The sequence below is a fragment of the Yersinia mollaretii ATCC 43969 genome, assembly GCF_013282725.1.
GTDB lineage: Bacteria > Pseudomonadota > Gammaproteobacteria > Enterobacterales > Enterobacteriaceae > Yersinia > Yersinia mollaretii.
In genome coordinates this window covers 64,967-84,266 of the sequence record NZ_CP054043.1, presented here as the reverse complement: position 1 = coordinate 84,266, position 19,300 = coordinate 64,967, and the positions used below count along the sequence as shown (strand labels likewise).

The window sequence follows — 19,300 nt, the reverse complement described above, 5'->3', positions numbered from 1 at the left end:
ACTGTTGGTTTGTATATTCACTGGCTATACTGAAGTTATGGCCTGCCAAGTAACCAGTTTTCAAGGGTTAACAACGTGATTAACGAAATTAGAAAAGATACTGAAGTGCGCATGGAAAAATGCTTAGAAGCTTTCCAGAACCATATCAGTAAGATTCGTACCGGCCGTGCTTCTCCAAGTATTCTTGATGGCATTCAGGTTGAATACTATGGTACTGCAACGCCATTGCGCCAGTTGGCTAACATCGTTGTTGAAGACTCCCGTACTCTAGCTTTGACTGTTTTTGACCGTAGCCTGAGCGCTGCTGTTGAGAAAGCGATCATGACCTCTGATTTGGGTCTGAACCCTTCTTCTGCTGGCACCGTTATTCGTGTTCCATTGCCAGCATTGACTGAAGAGCGCCGTAAGGACCTGATCAAAGTAGTTCGCGCAGAAGCAGAGCAGGGCCGTGTCTCTATTCGTAACGTGCGCCGTGATGCTAACGAAAAAGTGAAAGCTTTGTTGAAAGATAAAGAGATTAGCGAAGATGAAGATCGTCGTTCTCAAGATGAAGTACAAAAGTTGACCGATGCCTTTATCAAAAAAGTTGATGCTGCATTGGCTGCGAAAGAAGCCGAGCTAATGGATTTCTAATCCTCGTTCATAATGGCAGAGTGCTGCTCAGGTGGCGCTCTGCTTTTAGCTGAATCAATATTTTTAGCCGATCCTATATCTTATTATACCCATCGTAATCGGCGAAATATGTTAGCGGCCAATCTGTTATGAGTCATAAAGCGCCATAAAATTGGGCTTGAGGGTATTAATAATGCCGCCTGTCATGCAGGATGGTTAGCACCTCGCCTATCATAAAAACAGTTATTCAGAGCACTCTCATGAAGCAACTGACTATTCTTGGTTCTACTGGTTCCATCGGCAACAGCACTTTGGGTGTTGTGCGCACTAATCCTGAATTATTCAACGTCACTGCATTGGTTGCTGGCCGCAATGTCCAGCAGATGGCCCAACAATGCCTTGAATTCGCTCCCCGTTATGCTGCAATGTCCGATGAAACATCAGCTAAAGCACTGCGCCTGCTACTGGCTGAAAAGGGGTCAAGAACCGAAGTCTACTCTGGCGAAAAAGCGGCCTGCGAACTGGCAGCGTTAGATGATGTTGATCAGGTGATGGCGGCGATTGTCGGCGTTGCAGGGCTATCTTCTACACTGTCTGCTATCCGTGCGGGTAAACAGGTATTGCTGGCTAACAAAGAGTCATTAATTACCTGCGGCAAGTTGTTTATGGATGAAGTCAAGAACAGTAAAGCGCAACTGCTACCAATTGATAGCGAGCATAATGCTATTTTTCAGAGTTTACCTGAAAAGATTCAGCGCCAATTAGGCTACTCTTCATTGAGTGAGAATGGTGTTTCGAGCATCATTTTGACAGGCTCTGGCGGCCCATTGCGTGAAGTCCCTTTGTCACAATTTGTCGATGTCACACCGGATCAAGCTTGCGCTCATCCAAACTGGTCTATGGGGCGTAAAATTTCGGTCGACTCCGCGACGATGATGAACAAAGGGCTGGAGTATATTGAGGCTCGTTGGTTATTCAACGCTAGCGCAGAGCAGATAGAGGTGATTTTACATCCTCAATCCGTCATTCACTCAATGGTACGCTATCATGATGGTAGTGTTCTGGCGCAGATGGGAGCCCCTGATATGCGCACACCCATTGCGCATGCGATGGCCTACCCGATGCGAGTGAATTCTGGCGTAGCGCCACTGGATTTTTGCAAGATAAATGAACTGACTTTTGCTGCACCGGATTATCAACGTTATCCATGCCTGAAACTGGCAATTGACGCATGTAATGCAGGGCAGGCTGCAACAACAGCGCTGAATGCGGCGAATGAAGTTTCTGTCATGGCCTTTTTAGATTCACAGATTCGTTTCACTGACATTGCAGCAATCAATAGGGCGGTAGTGGAGCATTTATCGCTACCAGAACCGACCAGTGTGGATGAGGTGTTGGTGATTGATCGTAAAGCCCGAACGACGGCGGTTCAAGCAATTGCAAAATTGAATAATTCAGAGTTACTGTCTAATTTGGGAATTTGTTAGGGCAAGGCTGAGATGATATAGTCTGCACCGTCGATGGAGAGATAGACTGTTGATTAGTGGCCCAATAGGTATTTAAACCGTCTATTTTGGCTGTCACTTAAGAAGCCGTGACTTGGTACACGGCTTTTTTTGTGCGCTTACTGCCTAATGTTCGGGATGAACAATTGATTTATTGAGGAAATGAGTTCGCATTATGTCGTCTGTAAATGAAGATAGGGCTAACTTGTCCCCCCTGATGCCACGCCATGTTGCTATCATTATGGATGGTAATGGGCGCTGGGCTAAAAATCAGGGTAAATTAAGGGTTTTCGGTCATAAAGCAGGAGTGAAGTCAGTTCGTCGTGCAGTCAGTTTTGCGGCTACTCATCATTTGGATGCGCTCACGCTTTATGCTTTCAGTAGTGAAAACTGGAACCGTCCTGCTCAGGAAGTCACCGCCCTGATGGAGCTTTTTGTTCGTGCGCTGGACAGTGAAGTAAAAAGCCTGCATAAACATAATGTTCGTTTATCGGTTATTGGTGATATCAGTCGATTTAGTGAACGTTTACAACAACGGATCCGTCGCTCAGAAGCGCTAACAGTAAATAATGACGGTCTGAAACTTAACATTGCTGCCAATTATGGTGGGCGTTGGGATATTATTCAGGGTGTGCGCCATTTAGCTGAACAAATACAGCGAGGGGAGCTACAACCCATAGATATCAATGAAGAATCGCTAAACTCGCATATCTGCCTACATGAGCAATCTGAGGTGGATTTAGTGATCAGAACCGGTGGTGAACATCGCATCAGTAATTTCTTGTTGTGGCAAATTGCCTATGCTGAACTTTACTTTACTGATGTACTCTGGCCTGATTTTGATGAACATGTCTTTGAAGGTGCGCTGAATGCATTTGCACAACGCGAGCGTCGCTTCGGGGGAACTACACCTATCGATGCCACTGCATCCTAGGGGGAACTTTTGCTGAAGTATCGTCTCATAACTGCTTTGATTTTGATTCCGGTTGTCATTGGTGCACTGTTCCTGCTTCCGCCGATCGGTTTTGCTATTGTGACTCTCTTTGTCTGTATGCTTGCAGCCTGGGAATGGGGGCAATTAGCTGGATTTTCCAGTCGTTCACAGCGTATTTGGTTAGCCATACTTTGTGGTTTTCTACTTGTTCTGATGCTGCTTAGCCTCCCGGCTTACCAGCATTCAGCTCATCTTCCACAAGTGAGTGTCCCACTTTGGCTCTCTATGGGCTGGTGGCTTGCTGCATTGCTGTTGGTGCTGACTTACCCACGTTCTGCAGCGTTCTGGCGCGATTCACGTCCCTTACGTATAATTTTTGGCATTCTGACGATTGTTCCATTTTTCTGGGGCATGGTAGCACTGCGCCAGTACGGCTATGACCAGCATCACAATATTGGTGCCTGGTGGCTGTTATACGTGATGCTCTTGGTGTGGGGCGCAGACTCTGGCGCTTATATGTTCGGTAAGTTATTTGGTAAACATAAATTAGCGCCTAAAGTCTCACCAGGTAAAACGTGGGAAGGATTAATTGGCGGTTTACTGACATCAGCTCTGATATCATGGTTATTTGGTCGATACGCGCCGTTGGATATTATCCCAGAAAAGCTGCTAATCTGTTCCGTGGTTGCTGCATTGGCCTCGGTACTCGGCGATTTGACCGAAAGTATGTTTAAACGTGAAGCGGGAATCAAAGACAGTGGTCATTTGATTCCTGGTCATGGTGGGATACTGGATCGTATCGATAGCCTGACCGCAGCTGTGCCGGTATTTGCCTGCTTAATGCTGTTAGTGTTTTAATCCGTCACTGACGGGGAGTTTAGGGAATATGATGAGCATACTCTGGAGCCTGGCCGCGTTTATTATCGCACTGGGGATCTTAATTACAGTGCATGAGTTCGGCCACTTTTGGGTGGCGCGGCGCTGTGGTGTCCGTGTCGAACGCTTTTCTATTGGTTTTGGCAAAGCCCTATGGCGTCGGACTGATCGCCAAGGTACAGAGTATGTTATCGCCCTTATTCCGTTGGGCGGCTATGTTAAGATGTTGGATGAGCGCGTAGAGGCTGTTGCGCCGGAGTTTCGCCATCAATCTTTTAACAATAAAACAGTTTTACAACGCGCGGCAATCGTCAGCGCGGGTCCTATAGCTAACTTCCTTTTTGCCGTTATTGCTTACTGGCTGGTGTTTATCATTGGTGTACCAAGTGTACGTCCGGTTGTGGGCGATATTTCGCCACAATCCATTGCTGCACAAGCCAATATTTCTCCGGGAATGGAACTTAAGTCTGTAGATGGTATCGAAACGCCTGACTGGGATTCTGTTCGTTTGGCATTAGTCAGTAAAATTGGTGATAAGCAAACACAAGTTGGCGTGGCCCCATTCAGTTTTGGCAATGATGCATCTGGTTCTGCCAACGTAGTGCAAAAGACATTGGATTTGCGTCAGTGGCAATTTGAGCCTGATAAGCAAGATCCAGTGGTCGCACTGGGTATTATTCCACGTGGTCCGCAGATTGAATCCGTTCTGGCCGAAGTGCAACCAGGATCAGCAGCGGAAAAGGCGGGTTTACAAGCGGGTGATAGGATCGTTAAAGTTGGCGGTCAATCACTGGATCGTTGGCAAACATTTGTTTTACAGGTTCGTGATAACCCCGGTAAGCCACTGGTGTTAGATATTGAAAGGGGAAGTACCCCCTTGTCTTTGACCTTGATACCAGATACAAAATCGGTTGGAGAAAACCGCAGTGAAGGTTTTGCGGGCGTAGTGCCGAAAGTTATACCGCTTCCGGATGAGTATAGAACGATTCGCCAATATGGCCCGTTCACGGCACTCTACCAAGCCGGGGATAAAACCTGGCAGTTGATGCGGTTGACGGTAAACATGTTGGGTAAACTGATTACTGGTGATGTTAAGCTGAATAACTTGAGTGGCCCGATATCTATTGCACAAGGCGCTGGGGTTTCAGCTGAGTACGGGTTGGTGTATTACCTGATGTTTTTGGCACTAATTAGTGTCAACTTAGGCATTATCAATCTGTTCCCGTTACCAGTATTAGATGGTGGACATCTGCTCTTCCTGGCGATAGAAAAGCTCAAGGGTGGGCCGGTTTCTGAGCGAGTACAGGACTTCAGTTATCGCATTGGCTCTATTTTGCTGGTGCTATTAATGGGGCTTGCACTTTTCAATGATTTCTCCCGTCTTTAACGGCAGGGGATAGGTTAGGAAGAACGCATAACAACGATGGCGATGAAAAAGTTGCTCATAGCGTCGCTGCTGTTTGGCAGCGCCACCGTATACGGTGCAGACGGGTTCGTAGTGAAAGATATTCATTTCGAAGGCCTGCAACGGGTCGCCGTCGGTGCGGCGTTACTTAATATGCCGGTTCGCGTAGGCGATACCGTCAGTGATGATGACATCGGTAAAACTATCCGTGCGTTGTTTGCTACAGGCAACTTCGAGGACGTTCGCGTCCTGCGCGATGGTGATACGCTGATTGTTCAAGTCAAAGAACGCCCAACGATTGCCAGCATCACTTTCTCCGGTAACAAAGCGGTGAAAGATGACATGCTTAAGCAGAATCTGGAAGCCTCTGGCGTTCGGATTGGCGAAGCCCTGGACCGTACCACTATATCCAGCATTGAAAAAGGACTCGAAGATTTCTACTACAGTGTGGGCAAATACAGCGCTTCAGTGAAAGCTGTTGTGACACCACTGCCACGTAATCGTGTCGACCTTAAATTAGTCTTCACCGAAGGTGTTTCTGCAAAAATTCAGCAGATCAACATCGTCGGCAACCACAGTTTCACGACTGATGAGCTAATCTCGCGCTTCCAATTGCGTGATGAAGTGCCATGGTGGAACGTGGTTGGCGATCGTAAATATCAAAAGCAGAAACTGGCGGGCGATCTTGAGATCTTACGCAGCTTCTACTTGGATCGCGGCTATGCGCGCTTCAATATCGATTCAACTCAGGTGAGTCTGACGCCAGATAAAAAAGGCATCTATATCACCATCAATATTACTGAAGGCGATCAATACAAGCTTAACAGCGTGGTTGTGAGCGGTAATCTTGCAGGCCATCAATCTGATGCTGACAAGCTGGTTAAGATTGAGTCAGGTGAATTGTATAACGGCAGTAAAGTCACGAGAATGGAAGAAGACATCAAGAAGATGTTGGGCCGTTATGGCTATGCCTATCCACGTGTCGTGTCTCAGCCTGAAATCAATGACGCTGATAAAACAGTTAAACTGCATATCAATGTCGATGCGGGCAACCGTTTCTATGTCCGTAATGTTCGTTTCGAAGGTAATGACACCAGTAAAGATTCCGTATTGCGCCGTGAAATGCGTCAGATGGAAGGTGCGTGGTTAGGTAATGATCAAGTCGAAGCGGGTAAAGAACGTTTAAACCGTTTAGGCTATTTCGAAACTGTTGATGTTGAGACTCAGCGTGTTCCAGGAACCGCTGATCAGGTAGACGTGACCTATAAAGTTAAAGAACGGAACACGGGTAGCCTAAACTTTGGTATCGGTTACGGTACTGAAAGTGGCGTGAGCTTCCAGGTTGGCGTTCAGCAAGATAACTGGTTAGGTACGGGTAATACCGTCGGTATTAACGGTACGAAGAACGACTACCAAACTTATGCTGAATTTACCTTAACCGACCCTTACTTCACCGTTGATGGTGTCAGTTTGGGTGGGCGTATCTTCTACAATGATTTTAAAGCAGATAACGCAGACCTGTCTGGTTATACCAACAGCAGTTATGGTGTTGATGGTACTTTAGGCTTCCCAATCAATGAGAATAACTCATTGCGTGTCGGCTTAGGTTACGTCCATAACGATCTGTCAGATATGGAACCACAAGTTGCAATGTGGCGATATCTTGACTCTGTTGGTCAAGATCCTAATCTGACTGACCGTGCTGGTTTCACTGCAGACGATTTTACACTGAACCTAGGTTGGACCTATAACAACCTTGACCGTGGTTTCTTCCCGACGAAGGGTGTTAAATCATCAGTAAATACCAAAGTGACTGTACCGGGCTCTGATAACGAGTTCTATAAAGTGACTTTTGATACTTCTGCTTATCAGCCGTTAGATGAAGATCATTCGTGGGTGCTCTTAGGGCGTGGTCGCTTGGGTTATGGTGACGGTATTGGCTCTAAAGAGATGCCATTCTACGAAAACTTCTATGCAGGTGGCTCTAGTACAGTTCGTGGTTTCCGATCCAATAACATCGGCCCTAAAGCTGCGTACTATAATGCTAATGGAACTATCAGAGATTCAACCGATGCTGTCGGGGGTAACGCGATGGCGGTGGCCAGTTTAGAACTGATTACACCGACACCGTTTATCAGTGAAAAATACGCGAACTCTATACGTACCTCATTCTTTATCGATTCCGGTACTGTATGGGATACCAATTGGGAAAATACTGCTGAGACGCGTGCTGCTGGCATACCTGATTACAGTAAAGCGAGTAATATTCGTGTGTCTGCCGGTGTGTCATTGCAATGGATGTCTCCATTGGGGCCATTAGTGTTCTCATATGCTAAACCGGTTAAAGATTACGAAGGCGATAAGTCAGAGCAATTCCAGTTTAACATTGGTAAAACTTGGTAATTGGTTGGCGAAGCAGTACTGAATTTTAAAGACAGCACTGGTAGTTGAAATAACCTAAAGTCGCGTTGGCTCAGGCTAGCGCTATTTTAGGCATTATTCAGTATTAAGTGCACTTCAAGGTGTCTCTGACACAAACGGGTAATGGTAAGGAGTTTATAGTGAAAAAGTGGTTGTGTGCCGCAAGTCTTGGTTTAGCATTGGCTGCTTCAGCCAGCGTTCAAGCCGCTGACAAGATTGCTATTGTTAATGTTTCCAGCATTTTCCAACAATTACCTGCGCGTGAAACCGTAGCTAAGCAGCTGGAAAATGAATTCAAAGGCCGTGCAACCGAATTGCAAGGGATGGAGAAAGATCTGCAGACTAAAATGCAGAAACTGCAACGTGACGGTTCTACCATGAAGGCTAGCGATCGCACTAAGCTGGAAAACGACGTAATGAAACAACGTGAAACTTTCTCAACTAAAGCCCAGGCTTTTGAGCAAGATAATCGTCGTCGCCAGATGGAAGAGCGTAACAAAATTCTGAGTCGTATTCAGGATGCCGTTAAATCTGTTGCTAGCAAAGGCGGCTATGATGTGGTGATTGATGCGAATGCTGTTGCATACGCAGACCCTTCTAAAGACATTACTGCTGACGTGCTGAAACAGGTTAAATAAAACATGCCTTCAATTCGACTGGCTGATTTAGCCCAGCAGTTGGATGCACAGGTGCACGGTGATGGCGATCTCGTCATCACCGGCATCGCTTCTATGCATTCTGCCCAACCTGAGCAAATCACGTTTTTGTCAAACAGCCGTTATCAGGAACAACTCGCCACTTGTCATGCAGGTGCTGTGGTGTTGACTGAGGCTGACTTACCTTTCTGCAAATCTGCGGCTTTGGTGGTTAAAAACCCTTATTTAACCTATGCACGCATGGCGCAGATAATGGATACCACACCTCAACCTGCGCAGGATATTGCACCGAGTGCGGTGATCTCTTCGCAGGCAACGCTGGGAGAGAATGTCTCTGTTGGTGCTAATGCAGTGATAGAGTCTGGTGTTGTGCTGGGCGATAACGTGGTTATCGGTGCTGGCTGCTTTATTGGTAAGAATACTCACATAGGTGCTGGTAGCCGTTTGTGGGCCAATGTCTCCGTTTATCATGAAGTTGTGATTGGGCAAAACTGCCTGATTCAATCCGGTACGGTCATTGGTGCAGATGGTTTTGGCTATGCAAATGATCGTGGTAACTGGATAAAAATCCCACAACTCGGTTCTGTACATATTGGCGACCGTGTTGAGATTGGCGCTTGTACAACCATTGACCGTGGTGCGCTGGATAATACGATTATTGGTAATGGCGTCATCATTGATAACCAATGTCAGATTGCACATAACGTTGTGATTGGCGACAATACCGCAGTTGCGGGTGGTGTTATCATGGCAGGCAGTCTAAAAGTTGGCCGCTATTGTATGATAGGTGGTGCCAGCGTGATCAATGGTCATATGGAGATTTGTGACAAAGTCACAATAACCGGAATGGGAATGGTGATGCGTCCAATCACTGAACCTGGGTTATACTCCTCCGGTATTCCGCTACAACCGAATAAAGTTTGGCGCAAGACAGCTGCTTTAGTGATGAATATTGATGGGATTAATAAGCGCTTAAAAGCTATTGAGCGTAAAATCGATAAAGAATAATCACTTAAGCCCGACACTCTGAGCAAATAATTAAGCTTATTGGCAATCGATGCCAAAAGTAAATATCCAAAGAAATTGGCGTTGCAGCTAGCATCTCAGCAGCTTCAAATACTAAGGGTATACAGAGTTCCTAATTTGCGGCCTGCCTAATGCCTCCCTTTTGGGGCAGTGCAGGCCGTGTTGTTGATAGCATCAGTTTTTTAGACAGGAAGAGTATTTTGACTACTGACACTCATACTCTGCATATTGAAGAGATTTTGGATCTACTCCCGCACCGTTTTCCGTTCTTGCTGGTAGATCGCGTCCTTGATTTTGAGGAAGGAAAATTTCTGCGTGCAGTGAAGAACGTCTCTTTCAACGAGCCATTTTTCCAAGGCCACTTTCCGGGCAAGCCAATCTTCCCTGGCGTGCTGATTTTAGAAGCGATGGCTCAGGCTACCGGGATTTTGGCGTTTAAGAGCCGTGGTAAACTCGAACCGGGTGAGCTTTATTATTTTGCTGGTATTGATGAAGCTCGCTTCAAACGTCCAGTAGTCCCTGGCGATCAAATGATCATGGAAGTTGAATTTGTCAAAGAACGCCGTGGTCTGACTCGTTTTACTGGTGTTGCGAAAGTAGATGGTGAAATCGTTTGTACGGCAACAATGATGTGTGCTCGTAGCAAGCCAGCGACACCGCCAGCAGAACCTGTAGTTGCAAAGGAGTCTTGATACGTGATTGACAAAACGGCCGTTATCCATCCAAGCTCTATCGTCGAAGAAGGCGCAGTTATTGGCGCTGGCGTTCATATTGGCCCCTTCTGCTTTGTCGGACCCCAGGTGGAAATCGGCGCTGGCACGGAACTGAAATCCCATGTCGTCGTTAATGGAATAACAAAAATCGGCTGCGATAATCAGATTTACCAATTTGCTTCCATCGGTGAGGCGAATCAGGATCTGAAGTATGCAGGCGAGCCTACTCGAGTCGAGATCGGGGATCGTAACCGTATCCGTGAAAGCGTTTCTATCCACCGAGGCACAGTGCAAGGTGGTGGGTTGACCAAAGTAGGCAGCGATAATTTACTGATGATTAACGCCCATATTGCCCATGACTGTATCATTGGCGATCGTTGTATTCTTGCGAATAATGCAACGTTGGGTGGTCATGTCGAAATTGACGATTATGCCATTATCGGTGGTATGACAGCTGTTCATCAATTCTGCGTGATCGGTGCGCATGTTATGGTGGGTGGTTGTTCTGGCGTGGCTCAGGATGTGCCTCCGTTTGTCATTGCTCAGGGTAACCATGCGACACCATTCGGTATTAATATCGAAGGGTTGAAACGCCGTGGTTTCGACAAAGAATCACTTCATGCCATCCGCAATGCGTATAAGTTACTGTATCGCAGTGGCCGGACGTTGGATGAAGTGAAACCCGAAATTGCCGAATTGGCGGAACAATATCCGGCAGTTAAGGCATTCAGTGATTTCTTTGCTCGATCGACTCGCGGCATTATTCGCTGACCTATGCAAAATAGCCCATTATCTGTTGATCGTCCGTTAAGTGGCGGGCGTCCTTTAACGATAGGTTTAGTCGCCGGAGAAACCTCTGGCGACATTTTAGGTGCAGGATTAATTCGTGCACTGAAAGCTCAGGTGCCTGATGCCCGCTTTGTCGGTGTCGCGGGGCCTCTGATGCAAGCTGAAGGATGTGAAGCCTGGTTTGAGATGGAAGAGTTGGCAGTGATGGGCGTTGTCGAAGTATTAGAGCGCCTGCCACGTCTGCTGAAAATCCGAAAAGAGCTGACTCAACGTTTTAGTGAGCTATCCCCGGATGTTTTTGTGGGCATCGATGCTCCTGATTTCAATATCACCCTTGAAGGGCGCTTGAAACAGCGAGGTATCCGAACTATCCATTATGTCAGCCCATCAGTGTGGGCTTGGCGACAAAAACGTGTTTTCAAAATAGGTAAAGCGACTGATATGGTGCTTGCTTTTCTCCCTTTTGAAAAAGCGTTTTATGACCGTTTTAATGTTCCATGCCGCTTTATTGGTCACACCATGGCCGACGCCATGCCGTTAACCCCAGATAAACAAGCCGCAAGAGCAGAGCTGGGTATTGCAGCAAGCGTACCTTGCTTAGCCTTATTACCGGGGAGTCGCCACTCTGAAGTTGAAATGCTCAGTGGTGATTTTCTGCGTACAGCAGCGCTTCTGCGGGAACAACTACCTGAACTGGAAGTTCTGGTTCCTCTCGTTAACAGCAAACGGCGTGAGCAATTTGAGCGAATTAAGGCTGAAATCGCTCCTGACTTATGTGTTCATTTACTCGATGGTAATGCACGTGCGGCGATGATCGCCAGTGACGCGACACTATTGGCCTCTGGCACGGCGGCGCTAGAGTGTATGCTGGCTAAATGCCCAATGGTGGTCGGTTACCGCATGAAGCCTTTTACCTTCTGGTTAGCAGAACGCCTAGTCAAAACGCCCTATGTTTCATTACCGAATCTGTTAGCGGGCGAAGAGTTGGTGACGGAACTGTTGCAACAAGAGTGTCAGCCGCAAAAATTAGCCGATGCGTTATTGCCATTATTACAAGGTGGTGAGGCAGTTGAGGCATTAAAAGCGCGTTTTCTGATTTTACATCAGAGCATTCGCTGTGGCGCAGATGAGCAAGCTGTGCAGGCAGTATTGGAGTTAGCTGGACGATGACTGATATTTTTATATACCCGCAGGCAAACCTGATTGCCGGTGTAGATGAAGTTGGCCGTGGCCCTTTAGTCGGTGCGGTTGTTACTGCGGCCGTGATCCTCGATCCGAAAAGACCCATCGTAGGACTTGCTGATTCGAAAAAATTGAGTGAAAAGCGCCGTTTGTCACTTTATGACGAAATTACTGACAAAGCATTATCATGGAGCCTTGGTCGCGCAGAGCCAGAAGAGATAGATAGCCTGAATATATTGCACGCGACCATGCTGGCGATGCAGAGGGCGGTTGCAGGGCTGCACATCACCCCTGATTATGTTTTGATTGACGGTAACCGCTGTCCGAAACTGGCGATGCCGTCCTTGGCCGTTGTGAAAGGTGACAGCCGAGTGGCAGAAATCAGCGCTGCCTCAATTCTGGCTAAAGTGACGCGAGATCGTGAAATGACCGAGTTAGATCGCGATTTTCCTGAATATGGTTTCGCGCAACACAAAGGCTATCCAACTGCTGTCCATCTGGAGAAATTGTACGCCTTCGGCGCGACAGAGCATCATCGACGTAGCTTCGGCCCGGTTAAACGTGTGCTTGGTTTGGTGTAAGCCGCTCGTGGTATTCACAAAATAAAGCAACCCCCGTAGCGTATAGATATGGCTCCTCAGCAATGAATCGCTGAGGGCATGATTCAATCCACTAATTTCTGGTATCTGGATATGGCCGAACCTCGTTTTGTCCACCTGCGTGTTCACAGCGACTACTCCATGATCGATGGATTAGCCAAGATTGGGCCCTTGGTGAAAAGAGCTGCTGCGCTAGGTATGCCCGCTCTGGCCATCACCGATTTCACCAATCTTTGCGGCTTGGTGAAGTTCTACGGTAGCGCTCATGGTGCCGGGGTTAAACCTATCATCGGTGCAGATTTCTACGTACAAAGCGAAATTCTGGGTGATGAATTAGCCCATCTCACTGTACTGGCTCGCAATAACGAAGGTTATCAAAACCTAACTTTACTGATCTCCGAAGCCTATCAACGTGGTTATGGCGCTGCTGGTCCTATCATTGATCGTGATTGGTTAATTAAGCATAAAGAGGGGCTGATTCTGCTGTCTGGTGGTCGGATGGGGGATGTCGGCAGATTTATCTTGCGCGGAAATCAGGCTCAAGTTGATCAGTGCCTTGAGTTTTACCAAGAGCATTTCCCTGACAGCTACTATTTAGAATTGATTCGTACCGGTCGCCCGGATGAAGAGAACTATCTACATGCCGCCGTTGCCTTAGCCACTGAGCGTGGCTTGCCAGTAGTGGCGACCAATGATGTGCGCTTTATCGATGAATCGGATTTTGATGCGCATGAGATCCGTGTCGCCATCCATGACGGTTTTACGCTGGTTGATCCTAAACGGCCCAAAAATTACAGCCCTCAGCAGTTTATGCGCGACGAAGAGCAGATGTGTGAGCTATTCGCGGATATCCCAGAGGCGCTGCTCAACAGTGTTGAGATTGCCAAACGTTGCAATGTGACCATCCGCCTCGGGGAGTATTTCTTACCACAATTTCCAACTGGCGAGATGAGTACAGAAGATTTTCTGGTTGAGAAGTCGAAACAAGGTTTAGAAGAGCGGCTCGAGCTGCTCTTCCCAGACCCTGAAGAGCGCGCGCAGAAAAGAGCTGAATACGACGAGCGTCTAGAAATAGAACTAAAAGTCATTAACCAGATGGGTTTTCCTGGTTACTTCTTGATCGTAATGGAATTTATCCAGTGGTCGAAAGATAATGGTGTACCTGTAGGACCGGGGCGTGGTTCGGGTGCGGGTTCTTTGGTTGCGTATGCGCTGAAAATTACTGACCTCGATCCATTGGCATTTGACCTGCTGTTCGAACGTTTTCTAAACCCAGAACGTGTCTCAATGCCCGACTTCGACGTTGACTTCTGTATGGAAAAACGTGATCTGGTGATTGAGCATGTCGCGGATATGTATGGCCGTGATGCAGTTTCCCAGATCATCACGTTTGGTACCATGGCGGCTAAAGCGGTCATACGAGATGTGGGCCGTGTACTGGGGCACCCCTACGGTTTTGTCGATCGGATATCCAAGTTAGTCCCACCAGATCCGGGTATGACACTGGAAAAAGCTTTCGCAGCAGAACCTCAACTGCCTGAAATTTATGAGGCAGATGAGGAAGTCAGGGCGCTGATCGATATGGCGCGTAAGCTGGAAGGGGTAACACGTAACGCCGGTAAACATGCTGGTGGTGTGGTTATCGCACCGACTAAAATTACGGATTTCGCGCCGCTCTATTGTGATGCGGAAGGCAACAACCCCGTCACCCAGTTCGATAAAAATGATGTGGAATACGCAGGATTGGTGAAGTTCGACTTCCTCGGTTTGCGAACACTTACTATCATTAACTGGGCGCTGGAGATGATTAACGCTCGGCGCGCTAAAACGGGGCTAGAGCCAATAGATATCGCCTCTATTCCGCTGGAAGATCAAAAAAGTTTCGATATGCTGCAACGTTCGGAAACGACAGCAGTATTCCAGCTTGAATCCAGAGGCATGAAGGATCTTATCAAGCGCCTGAAACCTGACTGCTTCGAAGACATGATCGCATTGGTGGCGTTGTTCCGCCCCGGCCCGCTGCAATCAGGGATGGTAGATAACTTTATCGACCGTAAACACGGCCGTGAAGCGATATCATATCCGGATATTGAGTGGCAACATGAGTCATTAAAACCGGTGCTTGAGCCGACGTATGGCATCATTTTGTACCAAGAACAGGTCATGCAGATTGCGCAGGTTCTGTCCGGCTATTCACTCGGTGGCGCAGATATGTTGCGTCGTGCGATGGGTAAGAAGAACCCTGCCGAGATGGCTAAACAGCGCTCGGTATTTGAAGATGGGGCGAAAAATCAGGGTGTTGACGGTGAGCTGGCGATTAAGATTTTTGACCTAGTAGAGAAATTTGCCGGTTACGGTTTTAACAAATCTCACTCCGCAGCATACGCATTGGTTTCTTACCAGACGCTTTGGCTGAAAGCACATTATCCGGCTGAATTTATGGCGGCGGTAATGACCGCTGATATGGATAACACTGATAAAGTGGTGGGTCTGGTCGATGAATGCTGGCGTATGGGGCTGAAAATTCTGCCTCCTGACATCAACAGCGGGCTGTATCATTTCCATGTCAATGATGAGGGCGAAATCGTTTATGGCATAGGAGCCATCAAAGGTGTGGGCGAGGGGCCAATTGAGGCCATGCTGGAAGCCCGTAAAGAGGGCGGCCACTTCAAAGAATTATTTGATTTGTGTGCCAGAGTGGACACCAAAAAGCTCAATCGTCGAATCTTAGAAAAACTGATTATGTCCGGTGCTTTTGACCGCTTGGGGCCGCACCGTGCCGCATTGATGAGTTCATTGGGCGAAGCATTAAAAGCGGCTGACCAGCATGCCAAGGCTGAAGCTATTGGTCAGGCAGATATGTTTGGCGTATTAGCTGATGCACCTGAGCAGGTTGAGCAATCTTATGCTAATGTGCCGCCGTGGCAGGAACAGATTGTCTTAGACGGAGAGCGGGAAACGCTGGGGCTATATCTGACCGGTCACCCGATCACCCAATATCTCAAGGAGATAGAACGTTATGCCGGCGGGCAGCGTTTAAAAGATATGCATCCGACGGACCGGGGCAAAATGACCACGGCAGTGGGGCTGGTTATCGCTGCAAGGGTTATGGTAACAAAACGTGGGAATCGCATTGGTATTTGCACTTTGGATGACCGCTCCGGGCGTCTGGAGGTGATGCTATTCACCGATGCGTTGGAAAAATATCAGCATTTATTGGAAAAAGACCGTATCCTGATAGCCACCGGACAGGTCAGCTTTGATGACTTTAGTGGTGGACTTAAAATGACCGCCCGTGAGTTAATGGACATCAGTGAAGCTCGTGAAAAATATGCCCGTGGGCTTGCTATATCGCTGACCGACAGGCAAATTGATGACCAGCTTTTGAACCGTCTCCGTCAATCGTTGGAACCCCATCGAGCGGGGACGATCCCAGTGCATCTTTATTACCAACGGGAAGATGCTCGCGCCCGGCTGCGGTTTGGAGCCACATGGCGCGTGACGCCCACCGATCGTTTATTGATAGATTTGCGAACGCTGGTAGGTAATGAGCAGGTGGAACTGGAATTTGACTAAAATAGGAATGCTATGAGTCTGAATTTTCTTGATTTTGAACAGCCGATTGCAGAGCTGGAAGCGAAAATTGACTCGCTGACTGCAGTCAGCCGTCAAGACGAAAAATTAGATATTAATCTGGATGAAGAGGTCCAGCGTCTACGTGAGAAAAGTCTCGAGCTGACGCGGAAGATTTTCTCGGACCTCGGCGCATGGCAGATTGCCCAACTGGCACGCCATCCTCGTCGTCCTTATACCCTGGATTATATCGCTAATATCTTTACCGATTTTGAAGAGCTGGCCGGTGATCGCGCTTATGCTGACGATAAAGCTATCGTCGGAGGGATTGCTCGTTTAGAGGGCCGCCCAGTGATGATCATAGGCCATCAAAAAGGTCGCGAAACCAAAGAGAAGATCCGCCGTAACTTTGGTATGCCTGCGCCTGAAGGTTATCGTAAGGCACTGCGTCTGATGGAAATGGCTGAGCGCTTTAAGCTGCCAATCATTACTTTCATCGACACACCAGGGGCTTACCCGGGGGTTGGCGCAGAAGAGCGAGGCCAATCTGAAGCCATCGCACGTAACCTACGTGAGATGTCACGATTGAACGTGCCTATCGTTTGTACTGTTATCGGTGAAGGGGGGTCTGGTGGTGCATTGGCCATCGGTGTTGGCGATAAAGTGAATATGCTGCAATACAGTACGTATTCCGTTATCTCCCCTGAGGGTTGTGCTTCTATTCTGTGGAAAAGCGCCGATAAAGCGCCATTAGCCGCAGAAGCTATGGGCATCACCGCGCATCGTCTGAAAGAGCTGAAGATGATTGACTCAGTGATCCCTGAGCCGTTAGGTGGCGCGCACCGTGATTACTTAGCGATTGCCGCTTCACTGAAGGCGCAATTGCTGGCAGATCTCAGTGATTTGGATGTCTTGAATGAAGAAGAGTTATTGAATCGTCGTTATCAGCGTTTGATGAACTACGGTTATTGCTGATTTTATACATTCGATGATGTCATCGTATTTGAAAAATCCGGAGCTGAATAGGCTCCGGATTTTTTTTGTATAATGGCTAGTCGGGCTGATGATAAGGCGGCCAATGGATATCTTTTTCCCCCATAATGATACTTTTTACCGTATTGGCATAAGAAGCATTGTCGGTATTCACTTCACCGGTAGCGCTGACTGGGCTGCCAAGAACATAGGCCATTTGTGCTATTTTACAGATAGTATCACCATCAGAAAAATGCCACCCGTTACTATAATATGGAGAGTTATTTGCTTCAAAGGAGATATAGCACCTATCTTTAGAAATACGAATCCCATTTACTTTTCCTGTTAGCTCATAATGTTCAGAAGCAAATGAATTTAAAGCGGTAAATATCACCGCACTTAATAATGTTAATTTAATCATTATATCTCCGCATTTTTTAGTGATTTAATTATGGGGTAAGGTTATTAGTCGAATATATTGAATAGCTTCCAAATGAGATCATTATTATAAAAATATCTTGAGACATGGATTTTCTCCCGATGACAGTGACTATTGGGCACTTCTCGTTTCATTCTTAATGTGCTGGCGCTGGCTTTCCCATAGCAGGTGATGGATACAGGTAGCTGCTGTCCGGTCGAATTTTGTGCCATGGAAATATAACCACGAGGTACACCCAGCCTCGAATAAGGTGTTGATGCGCTGTTGTCTTGATCCCATGCAGAACTATATTGATAGTTATTCTGCCAGCGCCCAGCCCAAAAAAGTTCGGAGAAGATCTGCCCGGAGTCGTAGTGCTGTTGCAGTTGAGGACCACTCAGTCGTGCATAGGCGATAATACGAGTATTCGCAAAACCACCAAATGCTACCCACTCTTCCATGCCGCCATAGTCACGCAGTAAATTGCTTAGCTTCACATATAAGCGGGTATTTTCGGCTGATTCTTCTCTGGCATGATTAAATGATGCATCAATACTGTAGAAGTTTTCTGCTGGGCGAATAACATAGAGATAAGTTTCAAATTCAGGATCAAATGGCTCTGTATCACTTATTCTTGCAGTAAAAGCAGCATGGTCGATAGCGTGGCGTAATGATGCTGTGGTGGAAACAAAAGCGCTGGTATATCCGTCTAAAGATTCACCTTCAAAGTGATGCAGTAAATCGTTATCTTGAGGTAAATCGGAAAATGGGAACATGCCTCCTGCCTGAGTAATCTCTTCAGGGGGGCGAGAGTCAGTACGATAAACAATATTAACTTGATTAATAGCAAAAGCATAATTAACAATAAATAGTGTAACAATAAGGTATGCATTTTTATTTTTTAACACGGGCGTTTCCTTTACGTGTGTTAACACCTTGTTGTTGAATTTACTTTTCAAAATATCATGTGGTATTTGTTTTTTTTAATATAAAAACCATTGGCCCTATATCAATAAATGGATTGTTTTTCAGGAAGATTGACGTTTAACTCTTGTATAAGAGAAAGAATGATAAAGAATCAGCTATTACTGTGAAGATAAATCTCATCATAGGGCACATTCATTACCCATGATCTGGGGTAATATAAGGTCGTATGCGCTAACTGATGGTATTGATGGCAGATACCCATTGTAATTCAGAATGAGACAGGAGAGTGATGCATGTTGGCAATACGTCAGATTCACCATATTGCGATCATTGGCTCAGATTATCTGGCCAGTAAAAAATTCTATTGTGAGGTGCTGGGCTTTACGCTGATCAGTGAGGTTTATCGTGCAGAGCGCGACTCGTGGAAAGCTGATCTGGCGTTAAAGGGTCAATACACTATCGAATTATTCTCTTTCCCCTCACCCACGCCACGCCCAAGTCGCCCAGAAGCTTGTGGTTTGCGACATTTGGCTTTTCAGGTTGATGATATTGAGCAGGCCGTCAATGAACTCGACACCGCTGGGGTGATTTGCGAAGCGGTTCGCATTGATCCTTATACTCAATCACGTTTTACTTTCTTTAATGACCCAGATGGTTTACCACTGGAGCTCTATGAATTGATTCCGGAATAA

Annotated in this window: 17 protein-coding genes; 15 read left to right on the top strand and 2 right to left on the bottom strand. The window is 47.0% G+C overall.

Annotated elements, in window-relative coordinates; all coding sequences use genetic code 11:
- Window positions 1–75: 75 nt before the first annotated feature.
- The 14 genes from frr (at window position 76) to accA (ending at window position 17,266) form a co-directional block, all read left to right on the top strand.
- Window positions 76–633 carry a ribosome recycling factor gene (gene frr, locus HRD69_RS00390; RefSeq protein ID WP_004874494.1) on the top strand — a complete coding sequence of 186 codons (558 nt, stop codon included), beginning with the start codon at window positions 76–78 and terminating at the stop codon, window positions 631–633.
- 239 nt (window positions 634–872) lie between these two features.
- Entirely contained in the window at window positions 873–2,099 is a 1,227-nt protein-coding gene (gene ispC / locus HRD69_RS00385; protein WP_004874496.1) for a 1-deoxy-D-xylulose-5-phosphate reductoisomerase, read from the top strand.
- A 193-nt stretch (window positions 2,100–2,292) separates the two neighbouring features.
- Window positions 2,293–3,051, top strand: coding sequence for a (2E,6E)-farnesyl-diphosphate-specific ditrans,polycis-undecaprenyl-diphosphate synthase (ispU, locus tag HRD69_RS00380; RefSeq protein ID WP_032813799.1), 759 nt, complete (start codon window positions 2,293–2,295; stop codon window positions 3,049–3,051).
- A 9-nt stretch (window positions 3,052–3,060) separates the two neighbouring features.
- Window positions 3,061–3,909, top strand: coding sequence for a phosphatidate cytidylyltransferase (gene cdsA, locus HRD69_RS00375; RefSeq protein WP_032813801.1), 849 nt, complete (start codon window positions 3,061–3,063; stop codon window positions 3,907–3,909).
- A 28-nt stretch (window positions 3,910–3,937) separates the two neighbouring features.
- Window positions 3,938–5,314 (top strand): sigma E protease regulator RseP, encoded by a 1,377-nt coding sequence (gene rseP, locus HRD69_RS00370; protein ID WP_004874499.1) that lies wholly within the window; start codon window positions 3,938–3,940, stop codon window positions 5,312–5,314.
- A 36-nt stretch (window positions 5,315–5,350) separates the two neighbouring features.
- Window positions 5,351–7,735: an outer membrane protein assembly factor BamA gene (gene bamA / locus HRD69_RS00365; RefSeq protein ID WP_004874500.1), complete on the top strand. Its 2,385-nt coding sequence runs from the start codon at window positions 5,351–5,353 to the stop codon at window positions 7,733–7,735.
- 158 nt (window positions 7,736–7,893) lie between these two features.
- Entirely contained in the window at window positions 7,894–8,391 is a 498-nt protein-coding gene (skp, locus tag HRD69_RS00360; protein ID WP_032813803.1) for a molecular chaperone Skp, read from the top strand.
- A 3-nt stretch (window positions 8,392–8,394) separates the two neighbouring features.
- Window positions 8,395–9,417, top strand: a complete 1,023-nt coding sequence (lpxD, locus tag HRD69_RS00355) for a UDP-3-O-(3-hydroxymyristoyl)glucosamine N-acyltransferase (RefSeq protein ID WP_004874502.1) — start codon at window positions 8,395–8,397, stop codon at window positions 9,415–9,417.
- A gap of 218 nt (window positions 9,418–9,635) precedes the next feature.
- Window positions 9,636–10,127 carry a 3-hydroxyacyl-ACP dehydratase FabZ gene (gene fabZ, locus HRD69_RS00350; RefSeq protein ID WP_004874503.1) on the top strand — a complete coding sequence of 164 codons (492 nt, stop codon included), beginning with the start codon at window positions 9,636–9,638 and terminating at the stop codon, window positions 10,125–10,127.
- 3 nt (window positions 10,128–10,130) lie between these two features.
- The gene (gene lpxA, locus HRD69_RS00345) at window positions 10,131–10,919 is read left to right on the top strand and encodes an acyl-ACP--UDP-N-acetylglucosamine O-acyltransferase (protein ID WP_032813805.1); all 789 of its coding nucleotides are present in this window, start codon (window positions 10,131–10,133) and stop codon (window positions 10,917–10,919) included.
- Between the two features lie 3 nt (window positions 10,920–10,922).
- Window positions 10,923–12,107 carry a lipid-A-disaccharide synthase gene (gene lpxB / locus HRD69_RS00340; protein WP_004874505.1) on the top strand — a complete coding sequence of 395 codons (1,185 nt, stop codon included), beginning with the start codon at window positions 10,923–10,925 and terminating at the stop codon, window positions 12,105–12,107.
- On the top strand, window positions 12,104–12,700 hold the full coding sequence (gene rnhB, locus HRD69_RS00335; RefSeq protein WP_032813807.1) for a ribonuclease HII: 597 nt from the start codon (window positions 12,104–12,106) through the stop codon (window positions 12,698–12,700). The genes lpxB and rnhB overlap by 4 nt, the downstream gene beginning before the upstream one ends.
- A 111-nt stretch (window positions 12,701–12,811) precedes the next feature.
- Window positions 12,812–16,294 (top strand): DNA polymerase III subunit alpha, encoded by a 3,483-nt coding sequence (gene dnaE, locus HRD69_RS00330; RefSeq protein WP_032813827.1) that lies wholly within the window; start codon window positions 12,812–12,814, stop codon window positions 16,292–16,294.
- 12 nt (window positions 16,295–16,306) lie between these two features.
- Complete coding sequence (gene accA / locus HRD69_RS00325; protein ID WP_004874508.1) at window positions 16,307–17,266, top strand: acetyl-CoA carboxylase carboxyl transferase subunit alpha; 960 nt, start codon at window positions 16,307–16,309, stop codon at window positions 17,264–17,266.
- A 76-nt stretch (window positions 17,267–17,342) separates the two neighbouring features.
- Here the strand turns inward: accA and HRD69_RS00320 are convergent, their stop codons facing one another.
- Entirely contained in the window at window positions 17,343–17,684 is a 342-nt protein-coding gene (locus tag HRD69_RS00320) for a hypothetical protein (RefSeq protein WP_004874509.1), read from the bottom strand.
- A 44-nt stretch (window positions 17,685–17,728) separates the two neighbouring features.
- Window positions 17,729–18,589, bottom strand: coding sequence for an enterotoxin A family protein (locus HRD69_RS00315; RefSeq protein ID WP_004874510.1), 861 nt, complete (start codon window positions 18,587–18,589; stop codon window positions 17,729–17,731).
- A gap of 312 nt (window positions 18,590–18,901) precedes the next feature.
- Between HRD69_RS00315 and HRD69_RS00310 the strand changes: the two genes are divergently transcribed.
- Window positions 18,902–19,300, top strand: coding sequence for a VOC family protein (locus tag HRD69_RS00310; protein WP_004874511.1), 399 nt, complete (start codon window positions 18,902–18,904; stop codon window positions 19,298–19,300).

Excerpts from the sequence above, each read along its gene's own strand:
- ispC (WP_004874496.1), top strand. The coding sequence starts at position 873 with ATGAAGCAACTGACTATTCTTGGTTCTACTGGTTCCATCGGCAACAGC.
- ispU (WP_032813799.1), top strand. The coding sequence starts at position 2,293 with ATGTCGTCTGTAAATGAAGATAGGGCTAACTTGTCCCCCCTGATGCCA.
- rseP (WP_004874499.1), top strand. The coding sequence starts at position 3,938 with ATGATGAGCATACTCTGGAGCCTGGCCGCGTTTATTATCGCACTGGGG.
- bamA (WP_004874500.1), top strand. The coding sequence starts at position 5,351 with ATGGCGATGAAAAAGTTGCTCATAGCGTCGCTGCTGTTTGGCAGCGCC.
- lpxD (WP_004874502.1), top strand. The coding sequence starts at position 8,395 with ATGCCTTCAATTCGACTGGCTGATTTAGCCCAGCAGTTGGATGCACAG.
- lpxB (WP_004874505.1), top strand. The coding sequence starts at position 10,923 with ATGCAAAATAGCCCATTATCTGTTGATCGTCCGTTAAGTGGCGGGCGT.
- rnhB (WP_032813807.1), top strand. The coding sequence starts at position 12,104 with ATGACTGATATTTTTATATACCCGCAGGCAAACCTGATTGCCGGTGTA.
- dnaE (WP_032813827.1), top strand. The coding sequence starts at position 12,812 with ATGGCCGAACCTCGTTTTGTCCACCTGCGTGTTCACAGCGACTACTCC.
- accA (WP_004874508.1), top strand. The coding sequence starts at position 16,307 with ATGAGTCTGAATTTTCTTGATTTTGAACAGCCGATTGCAGAGCTGGAA.
- HRD69_RS00320 (WP_004874509.1), bottom strand. The coding sequence starts at position 17,684 with ATGATTAAATTAACATTATTAAGTGCGGTGATATTTACCGCTTTAAAT.
- HRD69_RS00310 (WP_004874511.1), top strand. The coding sequence starts at position 18,902 with ATGTTGGCAATACGTCAGATTCACCATATTGCGATCATTGGCTCAGAT.